Below are 20216 nucleotides of genomic sequence, written 5' to 3' on the forward strand. Positions count from 1 at the left end.
TTGAGTCGTATCCCTTAACCGCGTGGAGTCGCGCTGCTGGCGAGCTTGGGCGCGGGTTTTTCCGGCGCCACTTGCTCCAGGTTGCTGGCTTCAAGCGCTTGTCGTTGTTGGGCCAAGGCGGCGAGGGTTTCCTGGCTGGCCATCGGAATGGTTTCCGGTGCGACCGGCGAACCTGGGCGTGCGCGCTGCAGGCCCTTGACGATAATGGTGTCGTCCTTGTTCAAGCCGCTGCGCACGATGCGCAGGCCTTCGATCTTCGGCCCCAGTTCCACGGCGCGATAGGCGGGCTTGTCGCCCTCCATCACCAGCACGAACTTCTTGCCCAGGTCGGTGCCCACGGCTTCGTCGTTGATCAGCACGGCGGAGTAGGTGCCGCTGCCCACCAGCTTCAAGCGCGCATACAGGCCAGGGGTGTATTCGCCCTTGCTGTTATCGAACACCGCGCGCCCACGGATGGTGCCGGTGGCCGGGTTGACCTGGTTGTCGACGAAGTTCATCTGGCCCAGGTGCGGGTTGCCGGTTTCATTCGACAGGCCCAGGTACACCGGAGTGGTCGCGCCGCGACGGCCTTGACGGGCCAGCTCGGTGTACTTGAGGAACACACGCTCATCGGCGTCGAAGTAGGCGTAGACCTTGTCGGTGGAGACCACGCTGGTCAGCGCGGTAGTGTCGGCGGTCACCAGGTTGCCGGCGGTGATCTCGGCGCGGCTGACGCGGCCGCTGATCGGCGACGTGACGCGGGTAAAGCTCAGGTTCAACTTGGCCAAATCCAACTGCGCCTGGATCCCGGCAACAGCGGCGCGGGCTTCCTGGGCGGCGGTGGTGCGCGAGTCGGCCAGTTCGGCGGAAATCGCATTGCTCTGGCGCAGGCGGTCGCCGCGTTGCGCTTCGTTATCGCTGCGGGTGGCGGCGGCTTTCGTTTGCGCCAACTGGGCTTCGAGGCGGCGTACCTCGGCCTGGAACGGACGTGGATCGATCTGGAACAGCAGGTCGCCTTTCTTGACCAAAGCGCCTTCGGTGAAAGCGACTTGGTCAATCTGGCCCGACACGCGTGGACGAATCTGTACGGTTTCCGGTGCTTCCAAGCGCCCGGTGAATTCATCCCACTCGTTGACCGGCTGCTCAAGTACCTTGGCCACGCTGACTTTCGCCGCTGGCATGGCGGCCGCTTGGTCCGGGGTCTTGCCGCATGCGCTCATCACCACCACGGCCAGGATCGCCAGGGGGAAGCGCAAATGTTTGAGTGACTGTTCCATGAGGTGCATCCGCCAATGTATTGAGATGGACGGATCATGCGCGGGGAGACGGTATGTCACGAATCGAATGAAGCAAAGGTAACTATCATTCGGAATGATATAAGCGCGCGGACAGCCCGCTAGCATGGGGGTTTCGTTAGGGGGCTATCAATGCCCTTGATGGCAATAGTCTATTGCGCAGGCTGCAAGAGACTCACGCGAGAGCGCCGTTATCCCTTCAACACCAACGACATGCCCGGATAGTGCGCGCAGATGAACTCCACAAACGCGCGAACCTTCGGCGCCGCAAGGCGCCTGGATGTATGCAGCACCCACAGCGCGGGTTCCATTCCGTGCACGGTACCCCACTGGACCAACTCACCACGGGCAAGCTGGCTCCCGGCAATGGACTGTGGAATCAGGGCGGCGCCGGCGCCGGCGACAGCTGCATCCCGCACCATCAATAACGAAGAGAACCGTAGCTTCGGCTTAGGCTCCAGCACCAGCTCCCCGCCATCGAGATGCCAGTGGGTGGGCTCGAAACTCGACGTCACGATAGCGGCAACGGGCCGGACCGCGCCGGGCATCGGCTTGAGCACCTCCGGCGCCGCCACCACGATCAGTCGGTCTTTGGCGAAGCAGCGGCCAACCAGGCTGCTGTCCGGGCTGGGGTTGATGCGGATGGCAACGTCAAAGCGTTCCTCTACAAGGTCAACCAGGCGATCCTCGGCGACGACTTCGATCTCCACGTCAGGGTAGGCGGCGCAGAACTCGGCGCCAATGCGCCCCATCGCAAGCTGGGAAAACAGCACCGGGGCAGCCACGCGCAAGCGTCCGCGCGGTGTTGAGATGCCCTCACGAGCCGCCGTCAAGGCTTCGATCACCTCGCCCAGCGGACCTTCCGTGCGCGTCATCAGCACTTCACCGGCTTCGGTGAGTTTCAAGCCGCGTGCGCTGCGCTCGATCAGCCTGACGCCCAGCTGTTCTTCCAGGTCAGCGATGCGGCGCGACAAGGTCGCCTTGGCTATACCGCTCGCACGGCTGGCCTTTCCGAGCCCTTCATTGGTGGCGACGAGGGCAAAATCGATCAGCGCGTTCAGGTTCATGGTGTCCCACTTTTGAAACGAAGTGTCTGTATTTTGGCGTCTGTGCTCCGCCTGCGCAACAGCATATCGTTGAACACATCGCAGCGAGCGTTGCGGATTTCACTCACTAACTTATCTAAACCCACTGCAGGAGTTTCACCATGAGCATTCTGGTTATCGGCGCCACCGGCACGATTGGTTCACTCGTCACCCAAGGCCTTGCAGAGGCGGGCGCCGAGGTCAAGGCCCTGGTTCGCCAGGCGGGCAAGCGCGATTTCCCGGCAGGCGTCACCGAGGTTGTCGCGGACCTCACCGATGTCGTCTCCCTGCGCGCCGCGCTGTCGGCGGTACGCACGCTGTTCCTGCTCAATGCCGTGACGCCCGACGAGGTCACCCAAGCCCTCATCACCTTGAACCTCGCGCGTGAGGCGGGGATCGAGCGCATCGTTTACCTGTCGGTGATTCATGCCGACACTTTCACCCAAGTGCCGCATTTCACCGGCAAGCACACGGTTGAGCGCATGCTCGAAAGCCTCGACATGCCCGCGACGATCCTGCGCCCCGCTTACTTTATGCAAAACGACCTCATGGTCCGGCAGACCATTCAGGACTACGCGGTGTACCCGATGCCCATTGGCTCGGCCGGGGTTTCAATGATCGATACGCGCGACATTGCCGATGTGGCCGTGGCAGAACTGCTGCGACGCGATAAAGCACCTTCCGCGCTTGCGCGCGTAACCCTGGAATTGGTCGGGCCAACCGCCCTGACGGGTGCCTCCGTGGCGAAGATCTGGAGTGCCGCCTTGGGCCGCGAGATCGCCTACGGCGGTGACGATGTGGCGGCCTTCGAAGGGCAACTGGCTGCCTACGGCCCCGCTTGGTTGGCGTACGACATGCGCCTGATGATGGCCGCTATCCAGACGTTCGGCATGCACGCCGCCGAAGGTACCGTGGAGCGGTTGGAGGCGATCATCGGGCATCCGTTGCGTGCCTATGAGGACTTTGTGCGTGAAGCGACGGCCGGCTTCGTCAGCCAACCGCACTAGCAGCGTCGTATCGCCGTCGAACCGCAACGCTGCAGCAGTTCAATCTGTTCCGCCGGCACCAGCGTACGCAGGGTCTTGTACAGCACCCGGGTTTCCAGCAGGTTCCACACCCGCAGCATGGTCTCCAATGCGTCGAGGGGTTTGCTGATGAAATCCCGGGCGCCCAGGGCCAGGGCGCGCAGGCGCGTGTCGCGGGTTGCGTCGGCGGTGAGTACCAGGATCGGCAGGTATTCGCCTTGAGGGATGCGCCGGTTGAGTTGTTCCAGCACGGCAAAGCCGTCGAACTCCGGCATGTGCAGGTCGAGGATCACCAGGTCCGGCTCGAAGCTGTTGAACAACTCCAGGGTGCGCAGCGGCTGGGTGCTGCTCAGCACGTTAGTCAGCCCCTCGCGCGCCAGCAGTTGTTCCACCAGGTCGAGGTTCGGGCGTTGGTCGTCGATGATCAGGATACGCAGGTCGAGGTTCACGCAGGCTCCGGAAAAGCTTGGTCGAGGTGGGCAAGAAACCCAGGCACGTTGATCGGTTTGTTCAATACGGCGGTGGCGCCTGCCTGCAGCAATGCTTGGCGGGTCAGGTCGCTGGCGTCGGCGGTGAGCATCAGCACCGGTGTGTCGCGGCTGATTGGTGACTGGCGCAAGCGTTGCAGCACCTTCAAGCCATCGATGTCGGGCAGCGCCACATCCAGCAGGATCAGCTGTGGCGCATGCTGCGCGGCGAGGTCCAGCCCCAACTGGCCCTGCATGCTCGACAGCAGGCGAATGCCGGGCCGGCGTTGCAGCAGGGTCTCGATCAGCGCCAGGCTGGAGAGGTTGTGTTCGATGCACAACACCTTGCCTTGGAACGTGCTGGCGACGGGGGCAGGGCGCTTTAATTCGGGCTCGATGCCAGGTGTGGCGCCACTGTGGGCGTGGGCCAAACGCACGAAGGGCAGTTCCAGGGTGAAGCGCGAACCGATGCCGGGCTGGCTCTGCACCTTGAGTTGGCCATCCATGTTTTCCAGCAGGCTTTTACTCAGCGCCAGGCCCAGGCCGCTGCCTTCCACATTCGGGTCGGCCCCCAGGCGTTCGAACGGCTTGAACAGTTGCCCGATGTGATCGGCGGCGATGCCGTTGCCGGTATCGCACACTGACACGCTGATCCGCTGACCGTGAATACTGATCTCAAGGCTCACCTGGCCCTCGCGCCGGTTGTATTTGATCGCATTGGACAGCAGGTTCAGCAGCACCTGGGTCAGGCGTTGGCGGTCGGCGACGATGCCGGTATCCGCCCCCAGTGCCGGCAGCGGCTGAAGCTGCACGCCCGCGTCGGCGGCCATCGGCGACACCAGGGTCAACGCCTCTTGCAGGGCACTCGCCAGCGGGATCGGTGCGATGTTCAACGCCAGGCTGCCGGCCTCGATCTTGGCGATGTCCAACACTTCGTTGATCAGCGTAAGCAGATGCTGGCCGGCGCGCAGAATGTGCCCGACATTGGCCTGTTGCGTCTCGGGCACGTCCATGTCCAACAACTGTGCGAAGCCCAGGATCGAGTTGAGCGGGGTGCGCAGCTCATGGCTCATGCGCGAGAGGAATTCACTTTTGGCACGGCTGGCGCGTTCGGCTTCCTCGCGGGCGGTGCGCAGGGCGATCTCCGCCGCACGGCGGTCGGTAATGTCGCGGGTGATCTTGGAGAACCCGCGCAGCGCGCCGGTAGCATCGTGTTGCGCGGTGATCACCACGCTGGCCCAGAACCGCGTGCCGTCCTTGCGGCAGCGCCAGCCTTCTTCGGTGTAATCGCCGTTGCGGGTGGCTTCGCGCAATGCCAGGTCGGGGTGCTGCGGGCATTCCTCGGGTAGGTAGAAGAGTGAAAAATGCTGACCGATGATCTCCTGTTCGGTATAGCCCTTGATCCGCTGCGCGCCGTTGTTCCAACTGGTGACATGGCCCGCTGTGTCGAGGGCGAAGATCCCATAGTCCTTGACCCCGTCGATGATCAGCCGCAAGCGCTCTTCGTTGTCGCGCAATGCGCGTTCGCGTTCGGCCAGCAATAAGCCGGCCTCCACCAGGCGGGTGCCCAACTGGCCGATTTCGTCTTTTTCCGGGGGCTGTGGCAGCAGCGGCGAACCCTGGGCCAGGCGCTGGGCGTTGCGCTGCACATTCTGCACCCGGGCCACAATGCCCTTGGACAGAAACAACACCGCGACAATCGCCCCGAACAGCCCGCAGATCGCCGCCAGCCAGGTGGACAGCAACAGCCTTTGCCGGGTATCGGATGCCGCAGCGCTACGCTCGGCCAGCAGCGAGTCTTCAAGGGTGAGCATGGTGCTGATGTGTTGGCGCAGGGCATCGAGGATGTGTTTGTTGCTGATCAGGATGGCACTGATGGCTTGCGGTGTGGCCTTGCTGTCCTTGAGCATCTGCTCCAGCCCGTCGACCTTGGCCTCGATCAGCGGTTTGATCGCGCTGAGCTGCTCGCGCACGCGTTGATCGCGCACATTGCGGTCGAGCCGGCGCAGGGCTGACTCGATCTGCGGCTTGGCGTTCAGGTAGGTGGGCAGGAAGTCTTCGCGGTGGGTGAGCAGGTAACCGCGCACGCTGGCGGCGGCTTCGGCGAGCAGGGTATGCACGGCCTGGATATCGCCTTGCACGCGCAACACGCGGCGCACATCTTCTTCGGCGCGGGCGGTCTGGCGCTCCGTGGTGTAGATCAGCACCAGGGACAGCAACAGCACCACCAGGGGCAGCGAAATGACCACCAGCGCTTTGCCGCGTAACGGCAGGTCGGCCCAATATTTTTTCATCGGCGTCGCTTCATGGTGGCGTCACCAGGCCCAGGGCGATGCCCCGCACGGCGGCCTGGGTGCGGTCGGCCGCGCCGAGTTTGCCGATCACCCGCTCGACATGGGCCTTGGCCGTGCCGGTGGTGATGCCCAACTGTTCGCCGATGGCCCGGTTGCTCATGCCGTTGGCGACCAGGCCGAGCACCTGACGCTCCCGTGGGGTCAGTGGCTCGCCGGGAGCGGCGCCGCTGGCCTGGCGTTCGGTCATGCGCCGCAGCAGCCGGGCGCTGACCGCCGTGTTAAGCGCTTCGCCGCCGGCGGCCACCTGTTGCAACGCCTGAATCACCTCGGCGCGGCTGGCATCTTTGAGCAGGTAGCCCACTGCACCGGCTTGCATGGCCGCCTCGAGGTACTCGGGGCTGTCGTCCATGGTGAATATCACCACCTTCACCTCCGGCAGGCGTTGTTGCAGCAAGCGGGCGGCGCCCAAACCGTTGAGGCCGGGCATGCGGATGTCGAGGATGACGATGTCTGGCAGCAGTCGCTCACACAGCTCCACCGCTTGCAGGCCATCGCTGGCTTGACCGACCACCTCGAACTGCGGGTGGCCCGCCAGCAGGGAGACGAAGCCGGTGCGCGTGACTTCATGATCGTCCGCCAGCACCAGGCGCAAAACGTGGGTCATTGAGGGACTCCGTTCCAGTGGGCTGGCACGCGAGCGTGCAGTCGGGTACCGCCGTCGGTGGCGCTGGCGCAGGTGAAGCTGCCGCCCAGCAGGCTGGCGCGCTCCTGCATGGTGGCGAGGCCCAGGTGCTGGGCGTCATCGAGTGACGGCTCCGACGTGAAGCCCTTGCCATTGTCATCAACCCGCAGCGACGCGTGACCGTCACGCAGTGCCAGGGTCAATTGCACCCGGCTGGCGCGCGCATGCTTGAGCACATTGTTGATGGCTTCCTGGCCGATCCGAAACAAGGCGATCTCCACCTGGCTGGGTAAGCGCGTGTCACAGTGCGCCTGCCAGAGCACGTTGATGCCGGCGTCACGCAGGCGGTCGGCTTCTTTATCGAGGGCTTTGAACAGACCGAAATCATCCAGCACCGTGGGGCGCAGGCCCGCGATCAGTTGCCGACCCTCGCCGACCGAGTGTTGGGCCAGGGTCAGTATCGCCTGCAGGTCGGCGGCCAATGCGTCCGGCAGCGGCGGGCAACGCCCGGCGAAGCCTTGCAGCCGTTGGTGCAGACCCGCGAGGGTTTGCGCCAGGCCATCGTGCAGGTCGTAGGCCACACGCTTGCGTTCATCCTCCTGGGCGCGGAGCAAGCGGTTGACCAGGTCGGACAGGGTTTTGTCGCGCGTCTTGAGGGTGCTCAGCAGGCGATCGTTTTCAAGGTGGGCAGCCAGCAAGGTGGCGAGCAGTTGCAGCGATTCGCTGTCCTCATGCTCCGGCGTGCGCAGGCTGACGCTATTGCCCAGCACCAGTACGCCAATGGCGGGGCCGTCGCCGGCGCGCAACGGCACTTGCAACACACTGGGCAAGTCCTCTGATGGCCGTTCCTGCCAACACGGCGAGCGCAGGCTGCGGTCGGCGAGGTGGGCGAGGCTGCTCAATCGCGCCGGGTTGCCATGGCGGGCGCTGGTGTGTGCGATGCCGTCGGCGTCCCACTCCTGCAGCAGCCCGTGGTCCATCGCCAGAAACCCGCAGGCCCGCGCGAGTACGCGTTCGCGCATGGCGTCGGGGGCCAGTTCGCGCAATTGCTGCCCGGTATCCACCAACAGGCGCAGGCGCGCCGTACGACTTTCCGACTGGCGGAAATGCGCGCGCATGGCCAAGGCGCTGGCGGGGTCATGGGGGTTGTCATGCACGGATAATGCTCCAGTGGACGGCGGGCGCGAGGGGGATGTATTAAACATCGTTGAACACCTTGGGCGCTATCTGCCAAATGGCATAGGTAAACACCTCCGGTTGGCCGATGGCGGGCGCCGGGGAGGAGGGCAAAGTGGGCTCAACGACGACCACTGGAGTAACGCCATGACATTCAAGATCGCGCCGCTTGCCCTGATATTTGCCCTGAGCGCACCGATTGTTCACGCTGCCGAGACAGCCCCCTATGTCTACCGTGAGGTGGCCCAGGCGCCGGCCAATGTGAAAGACCGCGAGATTGCCGGGCTGTTCGACCGCTGGAACAGCGCCTTGCAGACCGGCAACGTTAAATCGGTAGTGGACCTCTACGCACCAGGCGCTGTGTTGCAGCCGACCGTGTCGAACCAGGTGCGCACCACGCCGGAGCAGATCACCGACTACTTCGACCACTTCCTGATGCTCAAGCCGGTGGGCCAGATCAACTACCGTGAGATCCGCCAACTGGGCAGCAACGTCGCCATGGACAGCGGCGTGTACACCTTCACCCTGACCGAATCGGACGGCAAGGTACGCCAGGTGCAGGCACGCTATACCTTTGTCTATGAGCAGGTGGGCGGGCAGTGGAAAATTCTTAACCATCACTCTTCGGCGATGCCGGAGGTGCAGGCCAAACACGCCGGGAAGTAACCGCTGGAACAAAAATGCCCATGCCTGTGCCGGTGTGGGCTTTTTTTTGCGGTCAGCCCCGTTGAAGGGCTGGGGGGACAGGGCTGTACTGCACAATGGCGTTTTCTTGCGCCCATTCTGTACTCTATAAATCCAATAAGACGTGGATTATCGCATAATTTAAGCCATTAATATCCAATATACTGGATTTACCAAGCTTGTTAGTCACTGTGGTTAACTCTATAGTCACGGGGGTTAACTGGCAGAGCATGGGCTGGGTACACACTATGTTGGATTTAAGCTTCAGCAAGCCGAGCGAGGTCGTCAAGCGCCTCTGCGATCGCTTGCGCACAGAGCGCCTGGCGCTGGACATGACACAAGCTGACCTGGCCGGACGTGCCGGCATCGGCACCAACACCGTGTCCAACCTTGAAGCCGGGCGCAATGTCGGGTTCGAGAACGTGGTCCGGGTGGCGATGGCCCTTGGCCGAACCAAGGAACTCGAAGGCCTGTTCCTGCCGAAGCTGGACAGCATCGAGGATATTCGACGCTACGAAAACAGCGCCAATCGTCTGCGTACCAAGAGGAAGCCCGGCAATGCTTGAGCAGGTGAATGTCTTCTACGAGGGCTGGGGCGAGCGGTGGCAATGGGGCACGCTGGTCTCCACGACCGCCTTGACCGGTCGCCCATTGATCCTGTTCGAGTACAGCCATCAAGCCAGGCAAAGGGGCTTGGAACTGTCCTCCTATACGCTGCCGTTGGAGGGGGCTCAACTGCGCCGAGACTTTCCAGACCACCAGCTGTACTTGCCAGGTCCTGTTTACGACGCGTTGCCGGACGGGTGGGGCATGATGCTGATGGACCGACTGTTCAGGCGCCGCGGGCTCAGTACGGCGCGAATCGGCCCACTGGAACGGCTGGCCTACGTCGGTAGCAGCGCGATGGGCGCCATGACGTTCGAGCCCGTGGTACCCGAAGGGCTGGAATCCACTGCCCACATTTCGCTGGAGCAGCTTGCCAGCGAAGTGCACGAAGTGCTCCATGGCGATGGAGGAGAGTTCCTGCAGACGTTGCTGTTGGTGGGCGGCTCGCCTCAAGGCGCCAGGCCCAAGGCCCTCGTTTATCGCGATCCGGAAACGGGAAGGTTCACCACCGCTGTCACGCCGGACTTTGAAGCATGGTTGATCAAGTTCCCGGCCAAAGAAGAACAGGCCGAGGTGTGCGCCATCGAAATGGTGTATGCCCAATGCCTGCGCCTGTGCGGTATCGAGACCGCTGACACGCAGTATTTCAGTCTGCCCGGTGGCTTGGCAGCGTTTGCCTGCAAGCGATTTGACCGCCGGGACGGCGAGCGCATACCCATGCAAAGCCTTGCGGCCTTTACGGGGGCCAATTACCGGTCTCCTGGGGTGTTGGACTATGTCAACTTCGTGCGGGCAACGCAGATGTGTACCAACGACGTGCGAGAAATGGCGGTGGCGTTCGAGCGTGCCGTCTTCAATGTAGCGTTCAACAACAGAGACGATCATCCCAAGAATTTTGCCTATGTCATGTCCAAAGGCGGTCAGTGGAGACTGTCTCCGGCTTACGACGTAACCTTCTGCGAGGGGCCAGGCGGCTACCACCAGATGGACGTGATGGGAGAAGCCCTGTCGATTTCTCGCGCGCACATGCTCAGGCTTGCCGAGGAAGCCGAGCTGCCCCCGGAGATTGCAGGCCGAGTGATTGACGGCATTTGTGAGGTAGCGAGCCGGTTTGCAAGCATCGCCGAAGACCTGTACCCACAGGCGATTACCCGAGACACCTTGCGCATGATCCAAGGCCGCATCGATCAGAACGTAGCCCTGCTACAACCCGATCAAAAGGGGACGCTCAGCTCAGGATCGAAGCCGCCACGGAGAAAGAGCCCGTTCAAAAAGTGAAACGGCTCGGTGCAGGAAACGGTTGAAGCGCGCGGCATCACGGCGCAGCCCTGCCTGTTGGCCGCCAATCAGGCACAGATGGGCCATCTGGCCCATCACTTCGGCTTCGCCGGGCCCGTGCACCACGCTGCGGCAAGTGCGTATGGCGAAGTCCAGGCGCCTTGCGTCCACGCGTTGCTGGAACTCGCCCACCAACGGGTCGTGCAGCGACCAGGCGCGGATCGAAATTTCACGCCCGGGTTGTTTCTCAGCGGCAATACTCAAGTAGCGTTTCAAGGTTTCGCCCGCGCCACGACCCTGCGCGGCATAAGCGAGCATGCGCTCCGTGTAGTCTTCCTCCCAGGCGGCCAGCAAGGCGCGGACAAAATCTTCGCGATTGCGGAAATGGTGGTAGAAGGATCCACGGGTCACATTCAGTCGGCGCGACAGACTCTCGGCCGACACGCCAGGATGCCCCACTTGATCGAGCGCCTCAAAACCCGCCGCGATCCAATGGTGCCGCGTTAGTGTGCTCACCCGTTATTCACTCCCTATTTAGCGCCATACAGGCTGTGTATGGTGCGCAAACGATGGATAGGCTACGAACACCCGCATAGATGGCCGCTGCGTTTTGCAGGCCTGCCTGTTCATGGAGTTCGCCTTGAAGAAAATCGTCCTGGTTGCTTTCGACCATTTCACCGATATCGACCTGTTCCTGATGTGGGACATTCTAGGCCGCAATACGGAGGACTGGCACGTGCGAATAGTGGGTGCCAGCCCCATCGTGCGATCAGCGCACGGCTTGCCTGTTTCGGTGCACGGTCCGCTTCGCGAGGCCAATAGCGCAGACGCGGTATTGTTCGTCAGCGGTAAGCAAGGCATACCCGCTGCACTTGCCGCCCCGGATTTCCTGCCGGTGTTTGAACTTGACCCCAAACGCCAGCGCATCGGCGCCATCTGCGCCGGCGCTTTCATTCTTGAACGGCTCGGGCTGCTCAACGGCCTGGCCACGACGCACCCGGATGCACGATCACACCTGCAGGCTCTGGGAATTGAGTGCATGGACCGGCCGCTTGTCTTCCAGGGAAACGTTGCAACCGCTGGCGGATGCCTTTCGGCGCTCTATCTGGTGGGATGGCTGGTGGAGTCCTGGTTCGATGTCGACAAGCGCCGTGCGACGTTGCTCCCGGTACTGCCAACCGGCCAGCAAGCGCTCTATGATGCCTTGATCGGGCTCAGTATTCGGCAAGGAGAAGTGGGCACCTTAACGACATCCCGTTGATCCATGCTCATGCCCCTTAGCACCCAAAAGAGATTCCCCCGATGCCCCGAGAATGCGAGCTCGTTACGTCCGTGCCTGTTCCCTCAAGGTCCAGTATCACCCACCTTTATCAATCGATGCACCTGGCGGACGCTTTTGCGATTCGGCTCCCGGCAGGTACATCCGCTGACGCGGATGTGCTGGTGCGATTCATCCTTTCCCACCAGCCAGCGTGGATCGGCTGGCTCATGACGGTGCGCGACACGATCGTTGCCTGTTTTGGTCTCAAGACCGCCAGGTACCTGGCATCACTGGCTGATCGGGTTGGCGTCTTCAAGGTCTACAGCACCCACCGCACCGAAATTGTGTTGGGCGAAGACGACAAGCACCTGGACTTTCGCATATCGCTCCTGTGTGCGGATGAGGCCGAGCCAGATGGCAGTCGCCAACTGGTTTTTTCAACCGTGGTGCACTGCCACAACCGCCTGGGCCGGGCCTACATCATGGTTATCGCGCCGTTCCACCGCTTGGTTGTCAAGGCCAGCCTGGTTCGGGCGGCGCGCGTCGGTTGGCCGCTGGCTAACCGCCCCTGAGGCCCAGGGCGCAGCGCTCCATTCATCAGCACTTCAGTTCAGCGAACGGCTGACATCACGCAGGCGCACGTCGTTCAGGTTGCCAGTGGAGGCCAACAGGTGCAACTGAGCCATCAGAATGGCATAGCGCTGTTGGACCAGACGTTGCTGGGTATCGGTGACCACCTGTTGGGCGTCCAGCACATCGGTGTTGATACGCGAGCCGGCTTCGAAGCCGTGGGTCACGGCGGCGAGGTTGATCTGGCTGGAGTTCAGCACCTGCTTGAGTGCCCGGTATTGGCTTATGCCGTTCGTGACTTGCAGGTAGGCCTGACGCGCCATCAGCCCGGCGTTGCGGCGCGCCTCTTCCACTTCATCCGCCGCCTTGCTTTGCAGTGCGTGAGCTTCGCGCATGCGGCTGCTGGTGCGACCGCCGCTGTAAAGTGGAACGCTCAACTTGACCCCTACCACGGTCTGGTTATAGCGATTTTGCGGCAATGTGACGTCGTACACATCACCGCCGACCGAAGCGAAGCGGCCATGGGCGGCGATCAGGTCAAGGGTCGGCAAGTGGCCGGCCCGTTCCTTGTCGATGTCCATTTCAGCCAGGCGCTGGGCAATCTGTGCCGACTGCACGGCCAGGTTGCCTTGTTGCGCGGTGCTGGCCCAATCACCTATGGCGGCGGGCATTGGGGCACTGAACTGCGGCTCTTTGCTTGACCACGGGCGCGCCTGTGTGGCGGTCAATTGGGTGAGTGTTTCGTTGGCAATGTCCAATGCGCCACGCGCGCCAATCTGTTCGGCAAATGCCTGGTCATACTTGGCCTGCACCTGTGCGAGCGTGTTGGCGGTGGTGGCGCCATCGGCCAGCAGTCGTTGGCTGCGGTCCAGACGCTCACGCAGCGTTTGCAGTTGTTGCGTGCGTGTATTCAACAGTTCCTGGTTGAGCAGTACATCGAAATAAGCGCGGGCAACGCGCAGCATCAGGTCCTGGCGCGCCTGTTCCGTGTGGATTTCACTGGCGCTGATCAAGAGCTTGCTCTGATCGTGGGCAATCACGTTCTGCCAGCGCAGCAGTGGTTGTGTAAGGACCACCGCGTAGGCGTTGGTGTTATTGCGATTGCGGTGGTAGTCGGATGAATCCTCGGCATCGACCCAGGCCGCGCCGCCGGTGACAGACAGGTCCGGCAGCAGGTCGGCGCGGCTTTGCGGTTCCTTTTCCGCCGTGGCCAATTGCTGGGCCTGTGCAGCGGCGAACTGCATGTCATGGGTCAGCGCCTTTTGGTAGAGGTGATACAGGTCATCTGCCGACACCTGTGCGGGCGCGCAGGTCAGGGCCAGCAAGCACAGGGGCGTGAGCAGTGTGGTGGTGTCGAGACGCAGGCCTGGAATACGCAAGGGGTGTGCTCCACTGAAAAATTTATCGACTGACGGGGCTTCTACGCATCATCAGCACCATTGGAATACCGATGGCCATCACGGCTCCCAAGGTGCCGAACAACATGCTGAACGCCAGCATTTGCCCCTGCTCGCGCGCTTGCAGGTAAGGCATCAGGGCTATGGCTTGCTGATGGCTCGCCAGGCCCAGGGAGAGAAACAACGGGTCGGTCTCCACGCCTGCCCAGCCGCTCGCGACGAGACTGGATTCGGTGACGTGTTCGGAGAGCAGGCGATAACGCTCCCACGAGAATCGCGTGAGCAGCGTGGCGGCGATGGCGATGCCGACACTGCCGCCCAGCTGGCGCATCAGGTTCAGGACCCCCGAGGCGCCGGAGATCAATGTCAGCGGCAGGCGGCGCATCGCCAGGTTGGTCAGCGGTACGAAGATCATGCCCAGGCCCAGGCCACGGATCACCAGGGGCCAATAAAGCGTGTCCGGGTTACTGTCGAGGGTGAACTGGGTGTGCAGGAACATGGCATAGCAGTACATCACGATGCCCAAGGTCACGAACACGCGCTCGTCGATTCTGTTTTCCTGGGACAGCTTGCCGATCACCAGGGTGCTGATGGCGCTGGCCACCGCACCTGGAAAAATCACCAGTCCGCTCTGGTAGGCGCTTTGTGCCAATAAGGTCTGCAGGAACAGCGGCACCATGAACAGGGTGCTGTACAGCCCGAAACCCACGCAAAAGGCACAAATGCATCCCATCAGGAATTCACGGTTCTGAAACAGCGCGACATTGACGATGGGGTTGGTCACCCGCCGTTCCCACCAGAAGAAGCCCACCAGGCTGAAGCTGCTGAGCAACAGGCAGGCGACGGTCCAGTTGGACGCCATCCAGTCCCAATGTTCGCCGCGCTCGAGCAGGATCTGCAGGCTACCGACCCCCAGGGCCAGCAAGCAGAAGCCGCTGTAGTCGACGCTGCTGGGTTTTTGCTCGTTGGGCGAGTCGCTGATACACAGCCAGCACAGCAGCAGGGCCACGGCGCCGATCGGCAGGTTGATCAGGAAGATCCAATGCCACGACAACGTGTCGATCAGGTAGCCGCCGACGGTCGGGCCCAGGGTCGGCCCCATCATCACGCCCACGCCGTACAACGCCATGCCGCTGCTGACCTTTTCCTTGGGGAACACGTCGTAGATGATTGCCTGGGAAATACCCAGCAACCCGCCGCCTGCCAGGCCTTGCAACACCCGGAACGCGACCAGTTGCCACAGTTCGGCCGACAGTGCGCAACCCAGGGATGCCAGCACGAATACTGCAGTTGATACCAGGTAATAGGTACGCCGCCCAAACCACGCCGACAGCCAGCCACTGACCGGCAGAATGACCACGTTGGCCACGACGTAACCGGTGGAGACCCAGGAAATTTCATCGACCGAGGCACCGTAGGTGCCCATCAGGCTGGGAATCGCCACGTTGACGATGGTGACATCCAGCAACTCCATCATCGACACCAGCGTGACGGTGAACGCAATCAGGTAGGGCGACCTCATAGCGTCTGGCTGCCGTTGTGGTGTGTGGCGACTTCAACAAAGGCACTCATGCCCGGGCTCAACAGCGCCTTGTAGTTATCCGGCACACCGGTAAGCGCGATGCGTACCTGCACACGCTGAACCACCTTGGTGAAGTTGCCCGTGGCATTTTCCTGGGGCAGCAAGGAGAACTTCGCCCCGGTGGCCGGTGCCAGGCTTTCGACGACGCCGTCGAAGGTGTGCCCGGGGAACGCATCTACGGTAACCCGGGCATTCTGGCCGACGCGTACGCGGCCCACCTGGGTCTCCTTGAAGTTGGCGGTGATCCACAGCGGGTCGGTTGCAATCAGGCTCATGAGCTTTTGGCCGGCAACCACGAACTGGCCGGGCTCCACCTCTTTTTTCGAGACAATGCTGCGCATCGGCGCGGTCTGGCGGGCGTCGTTCAGCTTGATCCTGGCTTGTTCCATTTCGGCTTGCGCGGCGGCGATCCGGTAGTCCTGCACCTTGAGTTCAGCCTTGTTGGCCAAGGTGCTTTGAGCGGCGGCCTGAGTATTACTGCGCGCCACTTCCTGAGCATGACGAAGGGCGTCGAAACGCGCCTTGGCCACTTCCTGGTCCTGGGTGCTCAGCGCGCCTTGAGCACCCAGGCGACGGGCACGTTGGTAGTCATTGCGCGCCTGCTCAAGGTTGGCACTCGACTGCGCCAGGGCCGCCTGCGCGGCTTCACGCAGGGCAACCGCACCGAGGACCTGGCTGTCCAGCGCACCCGGCCCTCCGGCGCGCCCGGCGGCGGCAAGCAACGCTTGCCATTGTGCTTCGCGCTGCTGCAGCTGGTAGTGATATTCACTGTCGCGTATCTGAAACAGCAAGTCACCGCTTTGTACGGTGACGTTGTCCGTCACCGGCACACTGATCACTACGCCCGTTAGCTTGGCCCGCACCGGGATAATCACCCCATCGAGTTCTGCATTGTCGGTACTCACGTAGGTGCTGGAATACTGCCAGCGCTGCCAGCCCAACATCAGCAGCCCGCCCACCACGACGCCGCACAGCGTCAGTTTTACCAGCTTGCCTTTGGTCATGAGGTACTCCCTGTAATTGCGCGTCTGTGTCAAGCAGGCTCAGAAACGGTTTCGACCTCACGCACAGGGCGGTCCGCAGTGGAATGGGCCTTGTCCAGCAGGAACTGGTGCACGCTGTTCCACAGCTCGATCCGTGAATTGATGGCGGTCTTGGCACTCTCGACCATATGCAGGTGTTGCGCGGGTGTGGTGACGATCTCGGCGATGATGCGCTTGGCTGCCGGACCGTGGTCGTCGCCGTCCATTTCGATGTGGCGCTTCAAGTAGTACGTGAGCATCGGTACATCATGTTCACTGACCGACCATTGCGACAGCAGTCGGCCAAACATATCTGGGATGATGTCTTCACGACCAAAGAAAAAGTACGCCAGCACCGCTTCGGTCGTGCCGTGTTGTGCAATGTCGAGGGTTTGGCACATGAACACTTTCGCCGCCGTTGGGATAGCCGGGTCGTTGAGCGCCTTTGCCAGGGGAACCTGGGCCTTGATCGCTGCCAGGAAGCGGCGGAATACCGTGCTGTCGGCACCGATTTCATCCATGGCCGTGAGGTACAAATCCAAGTGGCTGATAAAACCGCCATTGGGGTGCTCGTCGGTTTCTTCGCCGACCACGATTTCATTGATCAGACGGGCGGCGGTGATGTGTACCGGCGGCACCCAGGGCAACTCCACACAGGTAAGGTCGCGCTGGATGCGCTTGAGCAAGGTCATGAAGTCCCATACGGCGAACACATGAAACTCCATCAGCGTGCGCACGTCTTCGAGGGTGCGGATGTTTGCAAACAGCGGATGGCTGAACAGCTGTTCGCGTTCGGTTTCAATGTGGCTATCGATGTTAAAAGGCATAGGTGCTCCTGCGGCCTGAGGGTTCAGGCGGAAAATCCATGGGGAAATTAAGGGTGTTTGTCGTTCAGCGTGTTTCCACGATAGGGGTGGCGACTGCAGGCGTATCGGAAGGACCGAACGAAGTGCTTTTCAAGCAGGTATTGCCGGCCTGCATACCATCCCGCGTCCAACAGGTGGCGGTGTACCTGGGGCAGTCGCCAGCACGGCACTGCGGGATAAAAATGATGCTCCAGGTGAAAATTCGAGCCGGCGTGCAGCCAGGTGTTGAAGCGCGAAGTGCGTGAGCGCGCTGGCGGCTGTTGATGGCCCGCTTCGAAAGCATGTTCCTGATAGGCATTGACCGCCGAGATCAGGAACGCCACCGCCAGGCTCAAGGAAAACCCCAGAAGCAGCCCGTCGATGCGCCAGATAGCCAGCCCGTAAAGGCTGAGCCATCCAGCCTGGCAGGCAATATTGCAGCGAGCCAGCCGTTGCACCTCGATCGCACTCAGCGGCAGTGGCGAGGGCGTGTTCAGTGGGCCGAAGGCCAGGCGCCAAGTGGCCTGCAGATAGCGCAGGGTGGCGACCAGGCGCGACAGCATGATGCGGCTTGCCAGCGTGTGGTAACGCGAAAAGAGCCGGTAGTCCGGGTCCTTCTCGCTGTTGCTGTAACGATGGTGTTGCCAATGGTCCACGAAATAACCGGTCACACAGAACCCTGGCAGCAACGAACTGGTGGCAATGCCCAAGTAGCAACTGTGCAAGGGGTTCGCACTCAAGTTGAAGTGAAAACCTTCATGCCCAAGGATCGCTTGCAGAAACAACCCATATCCGGCCAATACCACCAACGGCGAGCACACCAGCACCCAAAAAACGGAGGAGGTGCTCACCACCCACACAAACAGCGCGAGAGGTAACAGGTAGAGACTCAAGGCGTAGGCAATGATCAGCAAGGATTCTCCTGATCGGGCCCTGAACAAGGCACGGTCGAGGCGGACCTGGGGTTTGGGATGCGGGTGGCTGGCCATTGGCTACGGCTTACTCGATCAGTTCAGGTTTGAGTGCCAGGTGGCCGCCACGCGTGAGCGTGCGCAGGCGCAGGGCGATAAAAGTATCAACCACGCTTGGCATGCAGCGCGCGGTGTACATGGCCAGCGTGCCCATGAACGTCAGCCCACGGTTGCGCAGGCCATTTTTCTGGCAGGCGCGCACCAGGCCGGCAGCGGCTGCCTCCAGTTTTTCTTCCAGCGACAGCAGGGTCTTGTCACCCCACTTGAACGTCACCAGGCGCTTGACCGACAGGCCCACACGCTGCGCCGGCAAGTGGATTGCAGTGTCAATGAACCCCGGGTACACCGTGACCACGTCGAGTTCGCCGCGGTACTGCATGCGCAACACATCCGAATAAGCGCTCAGTGCACGTTTGCTGGCAGCGTAGGCGGCCACGTAGGGCGCGTTCACCAGCGCGAACAGTGACGACACGTTGACCACTTTGCCGCGTTTGCGCAGCAACCCCGGCAGGAGCCCCGAGACCAATTGCCATGGTGCGAACAGATTCACATCGACCGCGCGGGTCACTTCATCGGTAACGCCGGTTTCGCCGCGTTCCAGGGTCAGGATGCCGGCGTTATTGACCAAAATGTCGATGTCACCGAAATCGGTGCTGATGGCACTGATTGCGGCGGCCAGAGCGTGACGGTCGCACAGGTCGACTTGATAAAACGCGTCCAGCAGGCTGCCCTCCTGCGGCGTAAGTATGTCTAGACCAATCACCGTGGCGCCCTGTTGCTTGAGCTTGCTGGCGGTCGCCAAGCCCAGGCCGCGCGCGGTACCGGTGATTACGATGATTTTTCCGAGCAGGTTCATGGGTGCGCTCCGGTCATGCTGAAGGTTGAGTCGGTCAAGTAGGTGTCGAGGTTGGTCGCCATCGAGATCTTTGCCGGGGGATGGAATTGCAGGCCGCGGCAGGCCAGTAAGCCGTTGGAACTCTGGTTGCTGGTGATGAACGCCATCCCCCCCAACATGGCGTGGGCCTGGTCGGAGAGCTGGGCAAGCCGCCGTTCGATGCCGTAGCGCACCAACAGCAGGCGGGCCAGCACATTCGGCAAGTCCTGCGGGTTGCGCTCGATATCCAGGGCTGCGCCTTCCAGTGCACTGATCGCCAATTGCAGGTCGGCTGCCAGATCCACGCGGTGATGGGCTGTCCAGCGTGCGGCGTCGGTCACTGACTCGACCAGACCCGCGCAGGCGCCTACATAAGACGCGCAAATCAGCAGTTCGAACCAGATAAACCCCACGGTCTGCACGTCACCCAGCAGGTGGGTGTAGCCGGCGGAAAACAGCATGCGCTCAGGCACCAGCACGTCGTTCAGGCGCACTTCGATGCTTTCAGCAGCGGCCAGGGCGCTGTTCTGCCAGAAGGCACTGCGGCTGATGCCCGATGCAGTGGCGGGAATCAAAGCGACCATCAGTTCTTCACCCGCCGGGGTTTGGCGGATGTAGCTGGCAGTGAGCAGGTCCATCGACTGGCCGAGGCAGCAGGGCTTTTTGCTGCCGCTGAGCAGTACCCCTTCCGGGGTGTGCACCGCCTGCATGGCCGAATCGAGGATCCCGGCGCCCGAAGTGCCCTCGGCAAAACCCGACGACAGCAGCAGGCGGTTTTGTGCGACGGCGGCCAGCAACAGACCTTCGGCGCCGCCGCCGTTTTGTGTGAGTGCCAACAAGCTCGCCACGGAAAACTGGTGCATGGTGCTGGCCACCGCCAGTGAGGGCGACCGCGCGCCAATGGCGATCTGCACATGCATTGCGTCGAGGATGTCCGCACCCAGCCCGCCTGCTGCGCGGTTGACCAACAAGCCCACCGGACCATGTTGCTTGAACAGGGCGATGACGTCGCTTTGGGGGGCTTCGCGCTCGCCGGCCGGTATCGCCGCCAGACGCTCGTCAAAACCCGGGGCGTAGCGTTGAAGCAGGGCGCGCGAGCGATTCAGCAATGACAGTGACATGG

20 protein-coding genes are annotated in these 20216 nt (G+C 62.1%); 6 read left to right on the forward strand and 14 right to left on the reverse strand.

Annotated features, from left to right (window positions below):
• Window positions 1-14 precede the first annotated feature (14 nt).
• Complete coding sequence (gene mexE / locus C4J90_RS12845; protein ID WP_124362756.1) at window positions 15-1256, reverse strand: multidrug efflux RND transporter periplasmic adaptor subunit MexE; 1242 nt, start codon at window positions 1254-1256, stop codon at window positions 15-17.
• A gap of 209 nt (window positions 1257-1465) precedes the next feature.
• Window positions 1466-2341 (reverse strand): LysR family transcriptional regulator, encoded by an 876-nt coding sequence (locus C4J90_RS12850; protein ID WP_124419961.1) that lies wholly within the window; start codon window positions 2339-2341, stop codon window positions 1466-1468.
• Window positions 2342-2481: 140 nt separating this feature from the next.
• On the opposite strand from C4J90_RS12850, the gene C4J90_RS12855 reads away from it, so the two are divergent.
• Window positions 2482-3366 (forward strand): NmrA/HSCARG family protein, encoded by an 885-nt coding sequence (locus tag C4J90_RS12855; RefSeq protein ID WP_124419962.1) that lies wholly within the window; start codon window positions 2482-2484, stop codon window positions 3364-3366.
• Here the strand turns inward: C4J90_RS12855 and C4J90_RS12860 are convergent.
• The 4 genes from C4J90_RS12860 to C4J90_RS12875 are packed head-to-tail and all read right to left on the reverse strand — an operon-like array spanning window position 3363 to window position 7984.
• Window positions 3363-3833 (reverse strand): response regulator, encoded by a 471-nt coding sequence (locus C4J90_RS12860; RefSeq protein ID WP_124419963.1) that lies wholly within the window; start codon window positions 3831-3833, stop codon window positions 3363-3365. The genes C4J90_RS12855 and C4J90_RS12860 overlap by 4 nt on opposite strands.
• Window positions 3830-6145: an ATP-binding protein gene (locus tag C4J90_RS12865; protein WP_124419964.1), complete on the reverse strand. Its 2316-nt coding sequence runs from the start codon at window positions 6143-6145 to the stop codon at window positions 3830-3832. The genes C4J90_RS12860 and C4J90_RS12865 overlap by 4 nt, the downstream gene beginning before the upstream one ends.
• A gap of 10 nt (window positions 6146-6155) precedes the next feature.
• Window positions 6156-6809: a response regulator transcription factor gene (locus C4J90_RS12870; protein ID WP_124419965.1), complete on the reverse strand. Its 654-nt coding sequence runs from the start codon at window positions 6807-6809 to the stop codon at window positions 6156-6158.
• On the reverse strand, window positions 6806-7984 hold the full coding sequence (locus C4J90_RS12875) for a sensor histidine kinase (RefSeq protein ID WP_124419966.1): 1179 nt from the start codon (window positions 7982-7984) through the stop codon (window positions 6806-6808). The genes C4J90_RS12870 and C4J90_RS12875 overlap by 4 nt, the downstream gene beginning before the upstream one ends.
• A 166-nt stretch (window positions 7985-8150) precedes the next feature.
• Here C4J90_RS12875 and C4J90_RS12880 point away from each other — a divergent pair, with 166 nt between their 5' ends.
• The 3 genes from C4J90_RS12880 to C4J90_RS12890 all read left to right on the forward strand — a co-directional run bounded on the left by C4J90_RS12880 (window position 8151) and on the right by C4J90_RS12890 (window position 10571).
• Entirely contained in the window at window positions 8151-8669 is a 519-nt protein-coding gene (locus C4J90_RS12880; protein WP_124362763.1) for an SgcJ/EcaC family oxidoreductase, read from the forward strand.
• Window positions 8670-8935: 266 nt separating this feature from the next.
• The gene (locus C4J90_RS12885; RefSeq protein WP_124362764.1) at window positions 8936-9253 is read left to right on the forward strand and encodes a helix-turn-helix domain-containing protein; all 318 of its coding nucleotides are present in this window, start codon (window positions 8936-8938) and stop codon (window positions 9251-9253) included.
• Window positions 9246-10571: a type II toxin-antitoxin system HipA family toxin gene (locus C4J90_RS12890; protein WP_124362765.1), complete on the forward strand. Its 1326-nt coding sequence runs from the start codon at window positions 9246-9248 to the stop codon at window positions 10569-10571. The genes C4J90_RS12885 and C4J90_RS12890 overlap by 8 nt, the downstream gene beginning before the upstream one ends.
• Here the strand turns inward: C4J90_RS12890 and C4J90_RS12895 are convergent.
• On the reverse strand, window positions 10527-11087 hold the full coding sequence (locus C4J90_RS12895) for a TetR/AcrR family transcriptional regulator (protein ID WP_124362766.1): 561 nt from the start codon (window positions 11085-11087) through the stop codon (window positions 10527-10529). The genes C4J90_RS12890 and C4J90_RS12895 overlap by 45 nt on opposite strands.
• A 124-nt stretch (window positions 11088-11211) precedes the next feature.
• Between C4J90_RS12895 and C4J90_RS12900 the strand changes: the two genes are divergently transcribed.
• Together C4J90_RS12900 and C4J90_RS12905 are read left to right on the forward strand one after the other, a co-directional pair.
• Window positions 11212-11832: a DJ-1/PfpI family protein gene (locus C4J90_RS12900; protein WP_124362767.1), complete on the forward strand. Its 621-nt coding sequence runs from the start codon at window positions 11212-11214 to the stop codon at window positions 11830-11832.
• Window positions 11833-11873: 41 nt separating this feature from the next.
• Window positions 11874-12404 carry a DUF2867 domain-containing protein gene (locus C4J90_RS12905; protein ID WP_124362768.1) on the forward strand — a complete coding sequence of 177 codons (531 nt, stop codon included), beginning with the start codon at window positions 11874-11876 and terminating at the stop codon, window positions 12402-12404.
• A gap of 33 nt (window positions 12405-12437) precedes the next feature.
• On the opposite strand, the gene C4J90_RS12910 is transcribed toward C4J90_RS12905, so the two are convergent.
• The 7 genes from C4J90_RS12910 to C4J90_RS12940 form a co-directional block, all read right to left on the reverse strand.
• Window positions 12438-13781 (reverse strand): TolC family outer membrane protein, encoded by a 1344-nt coding sequence (locus tag C4J90_RS12910; RefSeq protein WP_124419967.1) that lies wholly within the window; start codon window positions 13779-13781, stop codon window positions 12438-12440.
• Window positions 13782-13803: 22 nt separating this feature from the next.
• Window positions 13804-15321: a DHA2 family efflux MFS transporter permease subunit gene (locus tag C4J90_RS12915; protein ID WP_124362770.1), complete on the reverse strand. Its 1518-nt coding sequence runs from the start codon at window positions 15319-15321 to the stop codon at window positions 13804-13806.
• Complete coding sequence (locus C4J90_RS12920) at window positions 15318-16385, reverse strand: HlyD family secretion protein (RefSeq protein WP_124362771.1); 1068 nt, start codon at window positions 16383-16385, stop codon at window positions 15318-15320. Before C4J90_RS12920 ends, C4J90_RS12915 begins: the two co-directional genes overlap by 4 nt.
• A 29-nt stretch (window positions 16386-16414) precedes the next feature.
• Window positions 16415-17230 (reverse strand): DUF3050 domain-containing protein, encoded by an 816-nt coding sequence (locus C4J90_RS12925; protein ID WP_124362772.1) that lies wholly within the window; start codon window positions 17228-17230, stop codon window positions 16415-16417.
• Between the two features lie 47 nt (window positions 17231-17277).
• Window positions 17278-18162: a fatty acid desaturase gene (locus C4J90_RS12930; protein WP_256658969.1), complete on the reverse strand. Its 885-nt coding sequence runs from the start codon at window positions 18160-18162 to the stop codon at window positions 17278-17280.
• An 85-nt stretch (window positions 18163-18247) separates the two neighbouring features.
• A complete protein-coding gene (locus tag C4J90_RS12935) occupies window positions 18248-19075 on the reverse strand; it encodes an SDR family oxidoreductase (RefSeq protein WP_124419968.1) in 828 nt (275 codons plus the stop codon).
• The gene (locus C4J90_RS12940) at window positions 19072-20214 is read right to left on the reverse strand and encodes an acyl-CoA dehydrogenase family protein (protein ID WP_124362775.1); all 1143 of its coding nucleotides are present in this window, start codon (window positions 20212-20214) and stop codon (window positions 19072-19074) included. The genes C4J90_RS12935 and C4J90_RS12940 overlap by 4 nt, the downstream gene beginning before the upstream one ends.
• Window positions 20215-20216 lie beyond the last annotated feature (2 nt).

This window comes from Pseudomonas sp. R2-60-08W (assembly GCF_003852335.1).
Taxonomy (GTDB): domain Bacteria; phylum Pseudomonadota; class Gammaproteobacteria; order Pseudomonadales; family Pseudomonadaceae; genus Aquipseudomonas.

Excerpts from the sequence above, each read along its gene's own strand:
- mexE (WP_124362756.1), bottom strand. The coding sequence starts at position 1,256 with ATGGAACAGTCACTCAAACATTTGCGCTTCCCCCTGGCGATCCTGGCC.
- C4J90_RS12850 (WP_124419961.1), bottom strand. The coding sequence starts at position 2,341 with ATGAACCTGAACGCGCTGATCGATTTTGCCCTCGTCGCCACCAATGAA.
- C4J90_RS12855 (WP_124419962.1), top strand. The coding sequence starts at position 2,482 with ATGAGCATTCTGGTTATCGGCGCCACCGGCACGATTGGTTCACTCGTC.
- C4J90_RS12865 (WP_124419964.1), bottom strand. The coding sequence starts at position 6,145 with ATGAAAAAATATTGGGCCGACCTGCCGTTACGCGGCAAAGCGCTGGTG.
- C4J90_RS12870 (WP_124419965.1), bottom strand. The coding sequence starts at position 6,809 with ATGACCCACGTTTTGCGCCTGGTGCTGGCGGACGATCATGAAGTCACG.
- C4J90_RS12880 (WP_124362763.1), top strand. The coding sequence starts at position 8,151 with ATGACATTCAAGATCGCGCCGCTTGCCCTGATATTTGCCCTGAGCGCA.
- C4J90_RS12885 (WP_124362764.1), top strand. The coding sequence starts at position 8,936 with ATGTTGGATTTAAGCTTCAGCAAGCCGAGCGAGGTCGTCAAGCGCCTC.
- C4J90_RS12890 (WP_124362765.1), top strand. The coding sequence starts at position 9,246 with ATGCTTGAGCAGGTGAATGTCTTCTACGAGGGCTGGGGCGAGCGGTGG.
- C4J90_RS12905 (WP_124362768.1), top strand. The coding sequence starts at position 11,874 with ATGCCCCGAGAATGCGAGCTCGTTACGTCCGTGCCTGTTCCCTCAAGG.
- C4J90_RS12915 (WP_124362770.1), bottom strand. The coding sequence starts at position 15,321 with ATGAGGTCGCCCTACCTGATTGCGTTCACCGTCACGCTGGTGTCGATG.
- C4J90_RS12920 (WP_124362771.1), bottom strand. The coding sequence starts at position 16,385 with ATGACCAAAGGCAAGCTGGTAAAACTGACGCTGTGCGGCGTCGTGGTG.
- C4J90_RS12925 (WP_124362772.1), bottom strand. The coding sequence starts at position 17,230 with ATGCCTTTTAACATCGATAGCCACATTGAAACCGAACGCGAACAGCTG.
- C4J90_RS12935 (WP_124419968.1), bottom strand. The coding sequence starts at position 19,075 with ATGAACCTGCTCGGAAAAATCATCGTAATCACCGGTACCGCGCGCGGC.
- C4J90_RS12940 (WP_124362775.1), bottom strand. The coding sequence starts at position 20,214 with ATGTCACTGTCATTGCTGAATCGCTCGCGCGCCCTGCTTCAACGCTAC.